Genomic DNA, 17,556 nt, shown 5'->3' on the forward strand with positions numbered 1-17,556 from the left:
ATCTTTGTCTGATACGCTAGCAAGGATGAGAATGAAATCTCAAGCAAACAAGCTTGCACTAAGCTACCTATGGTGGATAATCGAACCATTACTATTCGTGTCTCTGTTTTACGTATTGTTCGAATTTATTCTTCATCGTGGGGGGGATGACTACTTCTCATTTATGATTGTAGGGAAGATAGTATATCTTTGGTTTTCAAAAAGTGTAACAACGGCTTCAACATCGTTAGTGGCAAATAAGGGAATTCTATCTCAAAGAGCAATACCTAAATGGGTTTTTCCAATGTCTAGTGTTCAGGAATGCGCATATAAGTCACTTATTTCATTCTCTTTACTCTGTGTGATTTTGGTTTTTAATGGTATTTTACCAACAATATTTTGGTTACAACTGATACCTCTTGTTCTACTTACTTATATATTCATAGTCAGTATTTCTCTTTTTTCTTCTATTTTGGTTTCGGTTGCAAGAGATTTTACAAATCTAATAAATATGGGGATGTTAGGCTTGATGTTTGCTTCTGGAATTTTTTGGGATGTAAATTCAATACAGGATGATTCGCTTAAAACATTGGTATTAGACTTAAACCCGCTTGCATCGATTATATATATGTATAGAGAGGTTTTTCTTGAGTCAAAATTTATTGACTTATCAATGTTTCTTCCGGTAATGATATATTCATCTGTGTTTACGCTGTTATCTCTAATAATATTTCGTGTTTTCAATAATGGGTTAACTAGGTTTATTTTTTCATGAGAGATACTATTTTAGAATTTGAAAATGTAGTTCTTGAATATAAGAGCAGAACAGGATTGTTTAAAAGTTTCACTCATAGGGCGCTTGATGACGTATCTTTTAAAGTAGCTAAAGGAGAAGTAGTTGGTATTACGGGTAAAAATGGAGCTGGGAAGTCAACATTATTAAAAGTGGCATCGGGGGTCCTTCAACCAAATTCAGGAAAGGTAATTACACCAGAGGGTACGACAAAGTCACTATTGTCTCTTGGGCTAGGCTTTAGCCAAGACCTTAGTGGGCGAGATAATGCAATAATAAGTTGTATGCTAAATGGCCTTACTAAGAAAGAAGCACGTGCGGCGTTATTTGAGATTAAGGGGTTTTCCGAGTTAGGAGCTTTTTTTGATCAGCCAGTTAAAACTTACTCATCAGGAATGAAGTCAAGGTTAGGCTTTTCGATAGGCCTAATTACTGAAGTAGATATACTTATGATTGATGAGGTATTAAGTGTTGGTGATATTAGTTTTAGACAAAAAGCAGAAAACGCAATGATTGAAAAACTGAAAGGTAATCAAACAGTTTTGTTTGTCTCTCACAATGAAAAACAAGTGGAAAGATTGTGTGATAGAGTAATTGAGCTGTAAATAATTATTCATAAAATTAAATTGAAAAAGGTTAGAGATAAGAATGTATAAACTCCATATGGATCTTCTTTATGTAAATGGTATTAAAGAGTCTTATAAAGAAAACACGGATGGCTTAATGTACTATAGCGGGTTTAACTTAGGAAACTACGCATTCCGATACGGCCTTTCAAAAATGGTAAATGTGAAAGATCATAAGCGTATTAATTGGAGAGGTTGTCGTAAGTTTTTGGAAGAAAATGGAAACCCTAGTGAGCTATTATTGTCATGTGCGAACTGGATAGGGACTTCAGAGCATGAAGAAAAAGCTAATGGCACAAGGTATGAGCTTATTAAGAAAATGGACTGCCCAACAATTCCTGTTGCTATCGGAGCACAATCGCATGGTTCAATAGATGAATTTTCATTAGGAAAAAACACTAAAAACTTGATATCACTTCTTTCTGAACGTAGTGAAAAAATTAGTGTTAGAGATGAGTTTACCAGACAAGTCCTTGAAAAATATGGAATTAATAATGTAGTTGTAACAGGGTGCCCTTCAAATTTTATTAACGGTGACGATAAGCTCGGGTATAGAGTGAAGAAAAAGGCGCTGAATTTATTAGAGTCCGGTATTAATGTGAAAGATACACGTTATCATATTAGCGAGTATAGTGCAGGAAATGCGGTTTCTTCTTTAGTATTGGCAAAGATTCTAAAAATACTAGCGAAATCATCAGGGCAGTACGTTATTCAAAGCCCTGAGTTGCTTCCATTTTTATTAAAAGAGACTAGAGATATACCCCTATCATATAAAATACCAGGGTTATTGAATATAAAACCACAAGTCAAAGATCTTTTGAATATGAGAACTCAACACTTTTCAGGGATTGAACCATGGCTGGATTTCTCTAGGACTTGTGACATTTCATTTGGTATGAGAATTCATGGAAATATGATTCCTTTGCAAGCAGGTGTGCCTTCTATTGTCGTTACTCATGACACAAGAACTGCTGGTCTTTCTGATACAATGTGCATTCCTACCATTAGTGCGAAAGAGTTTTCAAAGTTGAATTACAAAAAAATAAATTCTAACCTTTTAGAAAAAATAGTTATAAAACTGGAAGGATATGATGAAAACAGAGAAAAGCTAAGTAAAGAGTTTAAACATTTTTTTGACTCAAATCATCTTGAGTACACTTGTTTGATTGATGGACAAATTTAAAGCTATGTCGACATTGTATTTGGACTTAATGTCTCATGATAGTATTCCTAACTCATACCAACTTCAAACTCCTCACTTAATGAAGCACTGTGGGTTTAACTTTGGAAACTTTGCCTTCAGGTTTGGCTTGGCAAACATGACTCCTTTAGATGACGCAATTGTAGGGAATTGTGATTTAGATGTGGAAAAAGGAACGAAGGTTGAGAAAATAATATTATCATGCGCGAATTGGGTCAGTGAAAGTGCTGTTGATGAAGAAAAAAATCGGCGACGTTATGAGTTTCTTGAAAAATACGACTGCCCCGTATTCTCATTTGGTTTAGGGATTCAAACTAAGCATTCAAATGGAAAAATGAGACTGGGTGAGAGTACTAAGCGCCTCCTACATTTACTCTCTAAGAGAGGTAATTTGCTCAGCCTTAGAGATGGGTTCACACAGAAGGCTCTTGCTGATATAGGTATTTATAACACAGAGGTTACAGGCTGCCCTTCTAACTTTATTAACATTGATTCTCAATTACCAGAACATATATACAGACACTCAAAGTATCTTTTAAATGAAAACAAACTATCAACTCTGAGAGCTCATATTACTGAATGCTCGTCAATTGATGAACACTCTAAAGCTTTGAACAAAATGATGGCTTACTTGAAGAAATACCCATCCTTTTACATACTACAAAGTCCTGAATTAATTCCTTTTTTAAGGGATAGAGGGGCGTTTTCAGGAGCATATCCCAAAGGTTATCAAGACTTGATAAAGAATAAATCTCGTTACTTTATACATTTCTTAGAATGGCTTGAGTTTTGTCGGACATGTGATTTCTCTTTTGGGATGAGAATTCACGGAAATATGATTCCATTACAAGCCGCAAGGCCTGCTCTATTAATTAAGCATGATATTAGAACTAAAGGTTTAGCAGATGTCATGGGAATTCCTAGTATTACTGTAGACGAGTTTAGTAAGATTAGAAGTTCTGCTCTCGTGAAGACTGTTTTGCAAAAAAATATTGATGGAATGGAATTGTTTTCTAATCAAAGGAAAGAGTCTCACAAGAAGTTTATTGAATTACTATTATCCAATAACTTGGATATTTGCAGTGACTTTGAAACAATGTATAAGGGTGGGTAATGATATCTGTTATAACTGTTAATTATAATAACTCAGAAAGTCTCAATGTCACTCTTAATAATTTGAAGGAACAAATCAATATCAAATTTGAGTTGGTTATTATTGATGGCGGCTCTAGTGATAATAGTGTAAGTGTTGTTAATGAATATGAAGAAATAGTAACTAAGTTTGTCAGTGAGCCTGATTCCGGTATTTACAATGCTATGAACAAAGGTATAGGTTTTGCTAAAGGTGATTATATTATATTTATGAATGCTGGTGATACGTTTATAGATGAAAATACATTTTCTGAGATAGAAAAAGAAATGACAGAAAATCCTGGATTTGATATTTACTATTCTGATGCCATCTATACTAAATCAGATTTTGAGTATACTCATCACGCTGATTCTTCATTGTTAATGTCAAAAATGCCATTTAATCATCAGTCGGCTGTTATTAAACGAATTTTACATGAAGAAATTTTATACAATGAATTCTATCGAATTTCTTCAGACTACGATTTCTTCCTGCGAGCACATAAACGAAGCGCCACTTTCCACAAACTAAAGACAAAAATCGCTAGACATAGTCTTGATGGTATATCTGTGACATCTCCTTTTCATTCATGTTTAGAGTCTGTACACGCTCATTTGATGAACTTTAGAAAGATTGAGTTTAAAAATACAGAGTATTATGGTGAGTTTTTTATAAAAGAAATTTTTAGGACGACCCCACTTTTATCTAAGCTAGTCGTTATTTTATATACGTTTTTTGTGAAAGGAAATAAAAGAGCCATGTTGAAAACACTAATTAGGAAAGCTTTTCGATGAAGGTATTACATGTAAGCTATCAAGATTGTAGTGGTGGAGCTCATATAGCAGCTCGTCGGATTTGTGAAGCTCAACGGAATGCGGGAATTGATGCGACTATGCTTGTTAATTCCAAAGGAAGCTCTAAGACTTTTGTCAGAGATGTGAGTTTAAAGCGTAAGGTCTATAACATGTTTGCTAATATGTTAGGACAAAAAATAGCAAAAATACAAAGGAAATCAACGAATCCTATTTTACACTCTTTAAATATTTTTCCCTCAAAACTATATCATGTAATCAACTCTTCTGATTGTGATGTCGTTAATTTGCATTGGATAAATGCTGAATTTATGCGCATTGAAGACATAGCAAAAATAAATAAGCCTATTGTCTGGACATTACATGATATGTGGCCGTTCAGTGGGGCCGAGCATTATGATGACTTAGAATATCCAGAGCGCTATATTCAAGGCTACAACTCAGACAACAGACCTAAGCACTATGCAGGAAAAGATTTTGATCTATCTTTATTTAAGCGTAAGAAAAAATCATATCCTGAAAGCATGCATATTGTATCCCCATCTAATTGGATGCAAGAGTGTGCATCAAACAGTGAATTACTTAAAAACAACCATCATACGGTAATACCAAACACTTTGGATCGCAACATATTCAAACCTTTGAATAAGACGTATTGCCGAGAATTGCTAGGGCTGCCTTTAGATAAAAAGCTAGTTTTATTCGGTGCTTTTAATAGTAAAGATGACCCTCGAAAAGGCTTTAGGTTTATTAGAGCTGCGATTGATGAATTAAACTTAAACGATATGGCTGCTGATATAGAGTTTGTCATTTACGGTTCAGATCAGCAACCGAGTGAACACTTTGGCAAAATTAAAGCGAATTATATTGGTAAGTTTGCTGATGAAATATCATTGTCTGTTATCTATAATGCTGTTGATTTATTTGTAGCACCTTCAATGCAAGATAATTTGCCAAATACGATTCTTGAATCTCAAGCGTGTCATACTCCTGTTATTGCTTTCGATATTGGCGGTGTATCTGATATGGTAATCGATGGTGTGACAGGGCACTTAATTGAACCATATGATGTTGAACAATTATCTTTGAATATTATTAATGCTCTCGAAAATAAGAGTGTCTTTGATTTTGATATTAAGGTGGATGAAAGATTTACCGAAGAGAAAATAGCAAGATACTATATCGAGTTATATGAAGAGTTATTGAATAATGCGGATATGTGAAGAAAAGAAAATAATTTTTATTAGTAAATGGAAATGTGGAAGTGAAGCTGTTAGAGATCTCCTTGATCCATATGCGTCTATATATAGTAGTCAGAATTATCCATATTATCACCACTGTACGGCGCTTGAGTTAAAAGAATATTTGGGGGATGATTGTTGGGCTCAATACTTCTCATTTGTTTCGGTTAGAAATCCATGGGATATGCTTGTCTCGTTATACATTTATTCTATGCCAGACTCTTCTGGAAAGTATTGGTGGGAAAGGCATTGGGATTTGGTTTCTCAAGATATCGAAGACCCAAGTTTTTTCATTCCACCTAAAGACTTAATGCCTTTCTCTGACTGGTTAAGGTACAAGGATTTAAGTAAATTTACAATTAGTAATTTTGCTTATGACGAAAACGGAAACTGTATAGTTTCTAAAGTTATTAAAATGGAGGATTTTGAAACGGATTTGGCTTTTTTAGAGAAAGATTTTGATATTAAAGTAGAGCTAAAGTCTATTAATAAGACGAGGCACCTTCATTATAGTTATTATTACAACGATGATTTGTGCTCTATTGTTTATGAGAAATTTAAAGATGATATTGCTTTAGGAGAGTATTCGTTTGAAGATCGAAAACGTTCAGAAAACGATTTTGTTGTTCTAGACAAACAGGTTTCATTTAACTCTTTCTATCAACTAAAGAAGTATGCGTCAAAATTCCAACTACTTTATAAAGAATCTTTAGAGCACAATGTGGCTCTTAGAGCAGAGCTTTCATCTATAGAGGGTAAGTTAGTTAATTTGGAACAAGAGTTAGACTACGATGAAGAGCTTTTTTTTGCAATAAATGACTATAAGGATAATTGCTCTTTATTTGAGTCGTTAATCAATTGTTTCCCAGTTGATAAAAGAGTCGGAAAGACGCTTGTTAAGATTTATTTTTCGTCTCTATTTTGCCAGTCATATTACGAGAAGCAAGTCGGTTTTTGTTTTTCATCCAGATTCAAAGCTGTCAGTCATTATATTAATTTTGGTGAAGAGAAATTTTTCAAGCCTAACCCATTTTTTGATGTTAGGGCAATGTTGGAAAAAGATGTTACGCTTTCTTCTTATTTGTCCTCCAACGGTGGGGATTATACCTCTCTGCTGATGAAACGTTACTGCGATAAGGCAAATGTATTACCTCATTCATTCTATAAACATATATTGAGAAGATAATTTAATGTTTATATGTATAGGACCAGGCAATGGTATAAAGACAGGGCAAAGTCGTTGTTTTGAGGTGTTTAAAAATCGACTTGAATTCATTTGTATTTCTAGTGGCGGTGAAGGACTGAAACTACTGACAAAAATTCTTATCATGTTAACTGGAATAATAAAGTTAATTTATTTTATGGCATTTAACTATGGTTCTATTCAGTCAGTGCTCATTTCAATTTCTAGGACTAGAATTGGTTTTATTAAAGACATGCCATTCTTTGTTATTTGCTTTTTACTAAGGAAAAATACCTACATTCACCTTCATGGGAATGATTTTGATAAGTTTTACAGTTCTCTTTTTAGCTTCGAAAGGTATGTTGTTAGGCTTATATTGATGAAAGCTAAAGGTATATTAATTCCTAATTTATTTATGTCTAAGCAATTTGACGGAATTATTAGCGGCGTACCATTTCATTTAGTTCCTAACTTTCATATGTCTTCATTCTCAAAAGTTGATGCTAGCTATAAAAATCAGATGCTATATTTGTCAAATATTATGGTTGAAAAAGGTATTTTTCATGTGCTCGATATATTTGACATCATAAGGCGTGAGATAGTCGACGTCGAATTAACTATCGTAGGCTCAATGATGTTACCTGTTGAGTTGGAAAAAAAATTCCGTACTCTCATAGAAAATAGAAACATTGGATACGTTGAAAGAGTAAACCCCGATGATGTATTTAGATTTTATCGAGATTCTGATATACTTTTGTTTCCCTCATGTTATGAAACGGAAGCTTCTCCGTTAGTACTTCTTGAGGCTATGAATGCGAGTTGTGTACCGTTCACATTTAGGCATAATAATATAGAAGAAGTGTTGGCTGATTCAATAAAACAATCTACCAAGAAAAAATCATCCAAGGATCTTGCAAGAAAAATACTTGATTCATTAACTTCAAAGCAGCAACTCAGCTATTTAAAGAGTAGTAATTTTGAGAAAGCTGAAGAGTATTCAATCGACAATTATACTAATCGAATTATAGAGATATTAGGTAAATGAAAAAAATTGCTTTTATTACTGGTATAACAGGCCAAGATGGCTCTTACTTGGCAGAGCTTTTAGTTGAAAAAGGCTATGAAGTTCATGGGCTTATTCGCCGAGCATCATCATACAATACTGAGCGTATTGATGCGTTGGTAAACGCAGGATCTAATGTTAAATTACATTATGGTGACCTAACAGATTCTTCAAATCTAATTCGATTGGTTAAAGAGATTCAACCTGATGAGATCTATAATCTAGGCGCAATGTCACATGTTGCGGTTTCTTTTGAGTCTCCAGAGTATGTCGCCGATGTCGATGGTATGGGTACTCTCCGTATTCTAGAGGCGATCCGTATCAATGGTTTGGAAAAGAAAACTCGCTTTTATCAAGCGTCGACTTCTGAGCTTTACGGTGAGGTCCGTGAAATTCCTCAGCGTGAGACAACTCCTTTTTATCCACGTTCTCCGTACGCTGTAGCTAAAATGTACGCATACTGGATTGTGGTTAACTATCGTGAGTCTTACGGTATGTACGCATGTAATGGTATTTTGTTTAACCACGAGTCACCACGCCGTGGTGAAACCTTTGTAACTCGCAAGATTACTCGAGCTATCGCTAACATCTCTCAAGGTCTGGAATCTTGCTTAGAGCTTGGTAACATGGATGCGCTGCGTGACTGGGGGCATGCTAAAGATTACGTTCGAATGCAATGGATGATGCTTCAACAAGAGCAAGCTGAAGATTTTGTTATTGCCACTGGTAAGCAGATCTCTGTACGCGAGTTTGTTCGCTTGTCAGCAAGGGAAGCGGGGATCGAACTTGAGTTTTCTAGCGAAGGTGTTGATGAGATTGCCACTGTGGTTGCTATTAATGAAGAAAAAGCACCAAAAGTGAAAGTTGGTGATGTCATTGTAAAAGTAAACCCTCGCTTCTTCCGTCCCGCAGAAGTTGAGACATTGCTAGGTGACCCAAGTAAAGCGAAAGCCAAACTTGGTTGGACTCCAGAGATCACTGTGGAAGAAATGTGTGCAGAAATGGTTGCGTCTGATATCGATAAGGCAAAACAACACGCAGTTCTAAAAGAACACGGATTTGATGTTGCGATCTCACTAGAAAGCTAATTAATCAGTATTACTGATTCGTTTATATTGCAGAGCTCCTCATTTTGGGCTCTGCTTTTTCTATTTATATTATCGGAACTAGTATGAAAAGAGTATTTGTTGCTGGTCATAAAGGTATGGTTGGCTCAGCTATTGTTCGTCAACTATCTAAAGATTCTTCAGTAGAAGTTATTACTAAAGATCGTAATGAGCTTAACCTGTTAGACCCACTAGCCGTCGAGGCGTTTTTTGCGGCTCACCATATTGATCAAGTTTATCTTGCGGCCGCGAAAGTCGGTGGGATTGTTGCTAACAATACGTACCCTGCTGAGTTTATTTACCAAAATTTGACGATTCAAAACAACATTATTCACTCTTCACATCTGCATGGTGTTCAAGATTTACTATTCTTGGGGTCGTCTTGTATTTATCCAAAGTTTGCACAACAACCGATGCGCGAAGACTCTTTATTGACTGGAACTTTGGAAGAAACCAATGAGCCTTACGCAATTGCTAAGATTGCAGGCATCAAAATGTGCGAGTCCTATAATCGCCAATATGGTCGCAACTATCGATCAGTAATGCCAACTAATTTGTATGGTGAAAATGATAACTTTCATCCTCAAAATTCTCACGTTATTCCTGCGTTGTTACGTCGTTTCCATGAAGCAAAATTGAATGGCGACAGCAAAGTCGTTGCGTGGGGTAGCGGTAAACCAATGCGAGAGTTTTTGCATGTGGACGATATGGCCGCAGCCTCGATTTATGTGATGAATCTTGCCCAAGAGGTGTATCTAGAAAATACGCAAGAAATGCTTAGTCACATAAATGTAGGTACTGGTGTAGACTGTACGATTCGCGAGCTCGTTGAGACTGTGGCAAAAGTGGTGGGTTTTGAAGGCGAAATTGAATTTGATACAACGAAACCAGACGGCACTCCTCGTAAGTTAATGGATGTTTCACGGTTAAAGAGCCTTGGCTGGGAAGCGAAGACGAGTCTAGAGGATGGTTTAACTATGACTTACCAGTGGTTCCTAGAGAATCAAGAAAATTATCGCGGCTAAAGTACCGAGGGTAGAACTAGTATAAGGATTTAAACAAAGCATATGTTTTTAAGCAAACAACGTTTTTCTCAAGTGATTGAAAGTACGCCATTAGTTTCAGTTGACTTAATTATTGAGGACGAAAGTGGTCAAATCTTACTTGGAGAGCGTTTAAATCGACCAGCTAAGGGTTTCTGGTTTGTTCCCGGTGGGCGTGTTCTTAAGGATGAAAAGCTGGAAGATGCCTTTGCTCGTTTAACTTTAGAGGAGCTTGGGCATGAGTTTAAGCTCTCTCAAGCTACACTGTTCGGGCCTTATACACACCTATATGATGACAATGTATTTGGCAATGAGTTTACGACTCATTATATCGCCATTGCTTATAAACTCGTTGTCACTCGCTCGGAATTGGATTTACCCATGGGTGTACAACATTCTCGCTATTGTTGGAGTCACAAAGATGAACTATTGACTAGCGATAAAGTACATATCCATACTAAATGGTATTTTCAAAAATAGCTCAAATCATCACCTACTTAAAAACAACGAGTTGATTATGCTTATTCCTGTAATTATGGCCGGCGGCTCAGGTAGTCGTTTATGGCCTCTATCTCGCGCCAAGTACCCAAAACAATTTCTAGCGGTAACTGGTGAGCAAACAATGCTTCAACAAACACTAAGTCGCATGGAGAGTCTAGAGCACAAAGCGCCGTTTATTATCTGCAATGAAGAACATCGATTCCTAGTTGCTGAGCAACTTCGCTGTATTGATTGTCATCATAGTGGAATACTACTAGAGCCAGTAGGGCGTAATACTGCCCCTGCTATCGCCCTAGCTGCCAAATTTTCCCTATCTGAACAACAAGCTTCAGGTGAAGATGCATTGATGTTGGTTCTCGCTGCTGATCATGTAATTAAAGATACCCAATCTTTCCATCAATCGGTATTAGCTGCAATTCCGTACGCACAACGTGGTGATATGGTCACTTTCGGTATCAAAGCGAATGCACCAGAAACAGGTTATGGCTACATTAAAACCGGTGCTACGGTTACTGCTGCGAATGAAAGCCGAGGCTTTAGTGTCGATAGTTTTGTCGAAAAGCCAGATCTTGAAACGGCAAAGCAATATCTAGCGGATGGTAGTTACTTGTGGAACAGTGGCATGTTTTTATTCAAAGCATCTACTTATCTTGAAGAGTTGGCAAAGTTTCGACCAGATATCTTGAAAGCATGTGAAAGTGCATTTGATAGCCACTTTGATGACCTAGACTTTATTCGTATGTCATCAGAACTGTTCTCACAGATCCCAGACGAATCAATAGATTTTGCTGTAATGGAGAAAACAGAAAAAGCTGTTGTCGTTCCAATGGACGCTAATTGGAGTGATGTTGGCTCTTGGTCTGCACTCTGGGATGTGAATGATAAAGATGAACTGGGCAATGCAACTCGTGGTGATGTGTTAACTGAGCAGACTCAGAATAGTTATATTTATTCACAAGATAAACTTGTTGCTACCGTTGGTGTCGAAAACCTGATCGTTGTAGAGACAAAAGATGCAGTGCTAGTTGCGGATAAAGACAAGGTTCAAGATGTAAAGTCGATTGTAAATCATCTAAAACAACAAAACCGAGCAGAGTGTCAGCAGCATCAAGAGGTATATCGCCCATGGGGTTCCCATGAGACCGTATCTGAAGGTGAGCGTTACCATGTGAAGCAAGTGTTAGTTAAACCAAAAGAGAAAACAGCTCTGCAGATGCATCACCATAGAGCTGAGCATTGGGTTGTCGTGTCAGGTACGGCTAAAGTGACAAAAGGTGATGAAACTTTCCTTCTTACTGAAAATCAGTCAACTTATATTCCAGTAGGGACTCCGCACTCCGTAGAAAATCCAGGACAAGTGCCTTTAGAGCTTATAGAAGTTCGTTCCGGATCGTACTTGAAAGAAGATGATATTGTTCGCTTTGACGAGCAGACATCTAAGTTTGGTGGCGATTACTAACTACTTATTGAGATAGGAAATTATGGCAACAAAATTAATCAGTAGTGAAGTGCTTGAGGCTTCAGGTATCCAATTTGGTACTAGTGGTGCGCGGGGACTCGTCAGTCAGTTTACCTTGGACGTTTGTGCTGCATTTACTCACGCATTTGTCGCTTCAATGCGTAACAATTTTACTTTCAATCAAATGGCTGTGGCAATTGACAACCGCCCGAGCAGCCCTGCAATGGCGCAAGCAGTCATTCAAGCTCTGAGCGATGCAGGTGTAGATGCCATTTACTATGGTGTTGTGCCTACCCCAGCTCTCGCATTTACCGCAATGCAAGATAATATGCCTTGTATAATGGTGACTGGCTCTCATATCCCATTTGATCGCAATGGAATTAAGTTTTACCGCCCAGACGGAGAGATCACTAAGGTAGATGAACAGGCAATCTTAACCGAGGAGGTACCCTTTAGTGCCATCAATGACCTACCTGAGTTAACGATTGACCTCCGAGCAGCTGAGCTTTACCGAACGCGTTATACTGATTTGTTTGATGCAGATTTACTGGTAGGAAAGCGTGTTGGTATTTATGAGCATTCAAGTGCCGGGAGAGATATTTACCAAGGACTTTTTGAATCACTTGGAGCTGAAGTCATTTCATTGGAGCGTACTGATGAGTTTGTTCCAATTGATACCGAAGCTGTGGCTGAATCTGATAAGGAAAAAGCACGTAGTTGGTCGAAACAATATAATTTAGATTTTATTTTTTCGACCGATGGAGACGGTGATCGTCCTTTAGTTGCCGACGAGAACGGTGAATGGTTGAGAGGTGATATCCTAGGCCTACTTTGTTCGCAAGCGCTTCAAATTGAAGCATTGGCAGTTCCTGTTAGCTGCAACACTATTATTGCTGAATCTCATGAATTCGAAGCTGTGTCTAAAACACGAATTGGCTCGCCTTATGTCATCGCTGAATTTTCCGAATTAGCAAAAATTTATAAAAGAATTGCAGGTTTTGAAGCTAATGGAGGATATTTGCTAGGAAGTGACATATCGGTGAGTGGGAAGCCACTAAAAGCATTGCCAACCCGAGATGCCGTTTTACCTGCGCTAATGTTGCTTTCTTTAGCAAAAAAATCATCGATAGAAAGCCTAGTAAACAATCTACCACAGCGCTTCACGCATAGTGACCGTATTCAAAACTTCGCGACTGAAAAGAGTTTATCGATATTGGAAAATGGTCGTCAAAACACTAAACAGCTATTAGATTCCCTGGGGTTGTCAGAGGTTAATGCTGTTAGTATTGATAACACTGACGGATTAAGATTAGAGCTATCTAATGCAACAATCATCCATTTACGTCCGTCAGGTAATGCTCCTGAACTTCGTTGTTATGCGGAAGCTGAACGAATGGAAGATGCTATTGCTTTGGTTGAGAAAGTGTTAGGAAATATCAGGTTAATTTAGCTTTTGAGCGTTTTTGCATCAACACATAACCAAAGATTGAGCTATGCGCTAAAGCATAGCTCTATACTTCTGAGCGTCAGTTTTAATGATTTATAAATTAATGAACCCAATTAAGAACTTCCCTTGGGGAAGTCGTACTGCGATTCGAGACTACTTCGTTATTGATAATTCAAATTTTGAGCACCAAGCTGAAATTTGGATGGGAGCTCATCCCTCCGCTAGTTCCAGTATTTCTCAAGCTGGTGTTGATGTTTTTTTGTGTGATGCCATTTCTAATAACCCAGACTATTGGCTAGGGAAGGGAACTAAGGAGAATTTCTCATCGCTTCCTTTTCTTATGAAAATTCTAGCGGCAGAAGAGCCGTTATCCATACAAGTTCATCCATCGAAAGCCGCCGCCGAAATAGGCTTTGCATCCGAGAATGAATTAGGTATTCCATTAGATGCCCCAAATCGTAATTATAAGGATCCGAATCATAAACCTGAACTTGTTTATGCTCTCACTCCTTATCTGGCGATGAATGGTTTTCGAGAGTTTAAGCAGATCGTGGCAAACTTTGATGCTATTGACCTTCCGGCAATAGAAGCTTTTTTTCTTCCCTTTAAACAAGACCCAACCCCATCGTCTCTTGCTGATTTTTTTGCAGCTATTCTTGGGTTAGAGGGAGAGTTTAAAGTACAGGCTATTAGTCAGCTGCTTAACTCGTTAAAAACAATAGATAAAGACAATTTTGCATACCAAGCTTCATTGCTTATCTCTCGCCTTTCTCATCTTTACCCTGAAGACGTTGGCTTGTTTGCTCCGTTATTTTTAAATGTTATTGAGTTGCAACCAGGTGAGGCTATGTTCTTATATGCTGAAACCCCTCATGCCTATATCCATGGATTGGGGGTGGAAGTCATGGCTAACTCAGACAATGTTTTAAGAGCAGGCTTAACGCCTAAATATATTGATGTTAAAGAGCTAGTGAAAAATACAAGATTTCATCCGATTGCTTTTGAAAGCTTGCTTATGAAACCGATTAATAGTCAATCGGGACACGAAGTTTACCCAATCCCAGTAGAAGATTTTAAATTTGATGTATTGAATCCTAGAAAAACAATGACTTTTACTACATCATCTCCTGAGATATTACTCTGCTTATCTGAGCAGGTCACAATCATTTCTGATACGGAGAAAAGAGATTTATGTAAGGGGGAGTCTGTAGTTATTCCTGCATTATTGAGTGAATATCGAATTGTAGGAAAGGGCTCGATTGCAAGGGTTTACTGTTGAAAACTATGAAAGTTTCCATTGTTACAGTTTGCTTTAACTCTGAAAATACGATTAGAGATACATTAGAGTCTATCGCCAACCAGTCTTACACTGATATTGAACATATTGTTATAGATGGTGGTTCAATGGATAAGACTAATAAAATCATCGAGGATTATAGGTCAACGATAAAAGCTCACATTTCTGAACGTGATAATGGTTTATATGATGCAATGAATAAGGGTATTGAATTAGCAACTGGAGACGTTATAGGTATTCTAAATTCAGATGATGTATTAATGAATGAGTCTACTATCGATAATATAGTTAAAGCTTTTTCACCCAATATTGATGGTGTCTATGGCGATGTTGTTTTTTGTAAACAAGGTGACTTAAACTCAATTACTAGGTTTTACTCATCAAGATCTGCGAACTATGGCAATCTTAAGCGGGGTATTATGCCAGCGCATCCTTCATTGTATTTGAGGAGAAAATGTTTTACTGAACTGGGTGTTTATTCATTAGATTATAAGATTGCAGCCGACTTTGATTTCATTGCTCGTTTGTTCTCAAAAGAAAAATATCAGCTTAAATACCTCGCCCAACCATTAGTAAAAATGCGAGAAGGGGGGGTGAGTACTTCAGGTTTTAGAGCAAACTTATTGCTTAATAAAGAAATATTATACTCTTTGCATAAAAATGGAATAAAGTCTAACTGGCTATGGATTGTGTCAAAGTATCCTATGAAGCTATGGGGAGTGCTAAAAGCTAAACTTCGGGTTTATACCCAGTAGGAGCATCTAATAAAATACGTTTAATGCATTCAACGTTAAAGTCATGGCAACATGTATCTAGTTCTGTCAGTAAAGGCTCCATTTCATCCCAACCGAGCTTATGCTCTTTAGCGGTCATGATTTTTTGATGGCCAGTACCTTCTACATTTTCACCAATTAGGAGTTCTTCATATAGTTTTTCACCCGGTCTTAAACCAGTAAATTTAATCTCGATATCACCCTCTTCATTTGAACCTTGTGTAAACTCCTTCATTCCCATTAAATGGATCATGCGTTTAGCTAAGTCATGTATCTTTACAGGTTCACCCATGTCCAATACAAACACTTGACCATTGTTTCCCATAGCCCCCGCTTGGATGACTAGCTGTGCAGCTTCAGGTATAAGCATGAAGTAGCGGATAATATCTGGGTGAGTAACCGTTACTGGGCCTCCTTGGCGTATTTGCTTCTTAAATAGTGGTACCACAGAACCAGAGGAGCCTAGGACGTTACCAAAACGGACCATAGTAAAAGTGGTGCGGTTTTGTTTATCTGCAAGTGCTTGAAGGACCAATTCAGCCATACGCTTACTTGCACCCATCACGTTGGTTGGGCGAACTGCTTTATCGGTTGATATTAGGGTAAAATCGGATACACCCGAATTTATCGCAGCATTAGCGCAAGCTAGAGTGCCGAAAACGTTGTTTCGGATACCTTCGATAACGTTGTCTTCGACTAGCGGTACATGCTTATAGGCAGCTGCGTGATACACAGTATTGACACCATGCGCTTGCATAAGCTTCGCGAGGCGGTTTTCTTTTTGCACAGAGCCAAGTGCAGACACAATCTTTGTGTCCAAGTTTAAGTTCGTTTTAATATTTGTTAATTCTTGATCAATGCTATATAGGTTGAATTCATTTAATTCAAATAAAACTAATACCTTGGGTCTTTGGGTGATTATCTGGCGGCATAATTCTGAACCAATTGAGCCTCCTGCTCCTGTTACCATAACATTTTTGCCACTAATATTTCGGGAGAGAAGTTCTATATTAGGGTCGACGGGAGCTCTGCCCAGTAAGTCCGCAACATCGAGATCTTTTACATCAGTTGCGGTAGCTTTACCAGCAGCAATATCTTCCACAGATGGCACTGATTGCACCTCAATAGGTAGATTTGATAGCTTTTCGACTAATCTAAGGCGTTTGCCTTTATTAATATTATTAATTGCGAGTAATAACTTCACTGGCTGATATAGAGACTGAAGGTGTTCGAATTCATCTGGGTGATAAACGCGAATACCAAACATTATTTGGCCTGCTTTACTTGGGTTATCATCCAAGAGAGCTACAGGGTGGTATTCGTCCCCTTGTATGAGAGCGTAAGCTAAGTCTCGCCCCGTCGCCCCTGCACCATAAATAAAGACGTTAGGTTTTTGGCGTTTGTAGTATTGATAGTAAATAGTACGAACTAAGATTCTAGGTCCACCTAAGGTTAAAATTGCTAACCCAGCATAGATAAATGGTACGCTTCTCGGAATGAACGAATGAAAAAAGAATCCACTTAGAGCAAGTGTTAGTGCTGATAAGAATACACCTAAAAATATGTGCCCTACAGCAGGTAGCATCATGTAACGCAATACAGCTCGATACATGCCAAGACGAACAAAACTATAGATTGTAACAAACAGGGTTGCCATTAAGCTTGCTAACTCATCTAAGCCTATGGCAAAAGTTGCAGAACCAAGTCTAAGCGCGATTGCTAAATAGAGTGATAGGATAATGGCCAAGATATCATAGCCAATACTGATAAAGCGTTTGTTTTTTCTGCTAGCGTTTAGTAACGATTGGATCGGCGTTATCATTATATTCTTCAGTTTGATAAAAGTAGGTTCTAGGCTGTTCTTTATACTCGACTATTTTAATCATCTGATAGTGTCTAG

16 protein-coding genes are annotated in these 17,556 nt (G+C 37.6%); 15 read left to right on the forward strand and 1 reads right to left on the reverse strand.

Features of this window, described 5'->3' with window-relative positions:
* Positions 1–31 precede the first annotated feature (31 nt).
* From ACHUFZ_RS12260 to ACHUFZ_RS12330, 15 genes are all read left to right on the forward strand, one after another.
* Positions 32–754 carry an ABC transporter permease gene (locus ACHUFZ_RS12260; RefSeq protein ID WP_394127402.1) on the forward strand — a complete coding sequence of 241 codons (723 nt, stop codon included), beginning with the start codon at positions 32–34 and terminating at the stop codon, positions 752–754.
* Positions 751–1,377 (forward strand): ABC transporter ATP-binding protein, encoded by a 627-nt coding sequence (locus tag ACHUFZ_RS12265; protein ID WP_394127403.1) that lies wholly within the window; start codon positions 751–753, stop codon positions 1,375–1,377. Before ACHUFZ_RS12260 ends, ACHUFZ_RS12265 begins: the two co-directional genes overlap by 4 nt.
* A 43-nt stretch (positions 1,378–1,420) precedes the next feature.
* Positions 1,421–2,581, forward strand: a complete 1,161-nt coding sequence (locus ACHUFZ_RS12270; protein WP_394127404.1) for a polysaccharide pyruvyl transferase family protein — start codon at positions 1,421–1,423, stop codon at positions 2,579–2,581.
* A 28-nt stretch (positions 2,582–2,609) separates the two neighbouring features.
* Positions 2,610–3,713, forward strand: coding sequence for a polysaccharide pyruvyl transferase family protein (locus tag ACHUFZ_RS12275; RefSeq protein WP_394127405.1), 1,104 nt, complete (start codon positions 2,610–2,612; stop codon positions 3,711–3,713).
* The gene (locus tag ACHUFZ_RS12280) at positions 3,713–4,525 is read left to right on the forward strand and encodes a glycosyltransferase family 2 protein (protein WP_394127406.1); all 813 of its coding nucleotides are present in this window, start codon (positions 3,713–3,715) and stop codon (positions 4,523–4,525) included. Before ACHUFZ_RS12275 ends, ACHUFZ_RS12280 begins: the two co-directional genes overlap by 1 nt.
* On the forward strand, positions 4,522–5,766 hold the full coding sequence (locus ACHUFZ_RS12285) for a glycosyltransferase (protein ID WP_394127407.1): 1,245 nt from the start codon (positions 4,522–4,524) through the stop codon (positions 5,764–5,766). Before ACHUFZ_RS12280 ends, ACHUFZ_RS12285 begins: the two co-directional genes overlap by 4 nt.
* Complete coding sequence (locus ACHUFZ_RS12290) at positions 5,753–6,970, forward strand: hypothetical protein (protein ID WP_394127408.1); 1,218 nt, start codon at positions 5,753–5,755, stop codon at positions 6,968–6,970. The genes ACHUFZ_RS12285 and ACHUFZ_RS12290 overlap by 14 nt, the downstream gene beginning before the upstream one ends.
* Before the next feature lie 4 nt (positions 6,971–6,974).
* Complete coding sequence (locus tag ACHUFZ_RS12295) at positions 6,975–8,012, forward strand: glycosyltransferase family 4 protein (RefSeq protein ID WP_394127409.1); 1,038 nt, start codon at positions 6,975–6,977, stop codon at positions 8,010–8,012.
* The gene (gene gmd / locus ACHUFZ_RS12300) at positions 8,009–9,118 is read left to right on the forward strand and encodes a GDP-mannose 4,6-dehydratase (RefSeq protein ID WP_394127410.1); all 1,110 of its coding nucleotides are present in this window, start codon (positions 8,009–8,011) and stop codon (positions 9,116–9,118) included. Before ACHUFZ_RS12295 ends, gmd begins: the two co-directional genes overlap by 4 nt.
* Before the next feature lie 83 nt (positions 9,119–9,201).
* Positions 9,202–10,161 (forward strand): GDP-L-fucose synthase, encoded by a 960-nt coding sequence (gene fcl, locus ACHUFZ_RS12305; protein ID WP_394127411.1) that lies wholly within the window; start codon positions 9,202–9,204, stop codon positions 10,159–10,161.
* Between the two features lie 42 nt (positions 10,162–10,203).
* Positions 10,204–10,659 (forward strand): GDP-mannose mannosyl hydrolase, encoded by a 456-nt coding sequence (locus ACHUFZ_RS12310; protein WP_394127412.1) that lies wholly within the window; start codon positions 10,204–10,206, stop codon positions 10,657–10,659.
* A gap of 37 nt (positions 10,660–10,696) precedes the next feature.
* Positions 10,697–12,139: a mannose-1-phosphate guanylyltransferase/mannose-6-phosphate isomerase gene (locus ACHUFZ_RS12315; RefSeq protein ID WP_394127413.1), complete on the forward strand. Its 1,443-nt coding sequence runs from the start codon at positions 10,697–10,699 to the stop codon at positions 12,137–12,139.
* Positions 12,140–12,161: 22 nt separating this feature from the next.
* Positions 12,162–13,589, forward strand: coding sequence for a phosphomannomutase (locus ACHUFZ_RS12320; protein WP_394127414.1), 1,428 nt, complete (start codon positions 12,162–12,164; stop codon positions 13,587–13,589).
* An 85-nt stretch (positions 13,590–13,674) separates the two neighbouring features.
* Entirely contained in the window at positions 13,675–14,865 is a 1,191-nt protein-coding gene (gene manA, locus ACHUFZ_RS12325) for a mannose-6-phosphate isomerase, class I (RefSeq protein ID WP_394127415.1), read from the forward strand.
* Positions 14,866–14,870: 5 nt separating this feature from the next.
* Positions 14,871–15,638, forward strand: coding sequence for a glycosyltransferase family 2 protein (locus tag ACHUFZ_RS12330; RefSeq protein WP_394127503.1), 768 nt, complete (start codon positions 14,871–14,873; stop codon positions 15,636–15,638).
* Here ACHUFZ_RS12330 and ACHUFZ_RS12335 read toward each other — a convergent pair.
* Positions 15,613–17,478: a polysaccharide biosynthesis protein gene (locus tag ACHUFZ_RS12335; protein WP_394127416.1), complete on the reverse strand. Its 1,866-nt coding sequence runs from the start codon at positions 17,476–17,478 to the stop codon at positions 15,613–15,615. The two genes, ACHUFZ_RS12330 and ACHUFZ_RS12335, sit on opposite strands and share 26 nt — an antisense overlap.
* Positions 17,479–17,556: the final 78 nt, after the last annotated feature.

Origin of the sequence: Vibrio hepatarius (genome assembly GCF_043642085.1) — a bacterium.
GTDB lineage: Bacteria > Pseudomonadota > Gammaproteobacteria > Enterobacterales > Vibrionaceae > Vibrio > Vibrio hepatarius_C.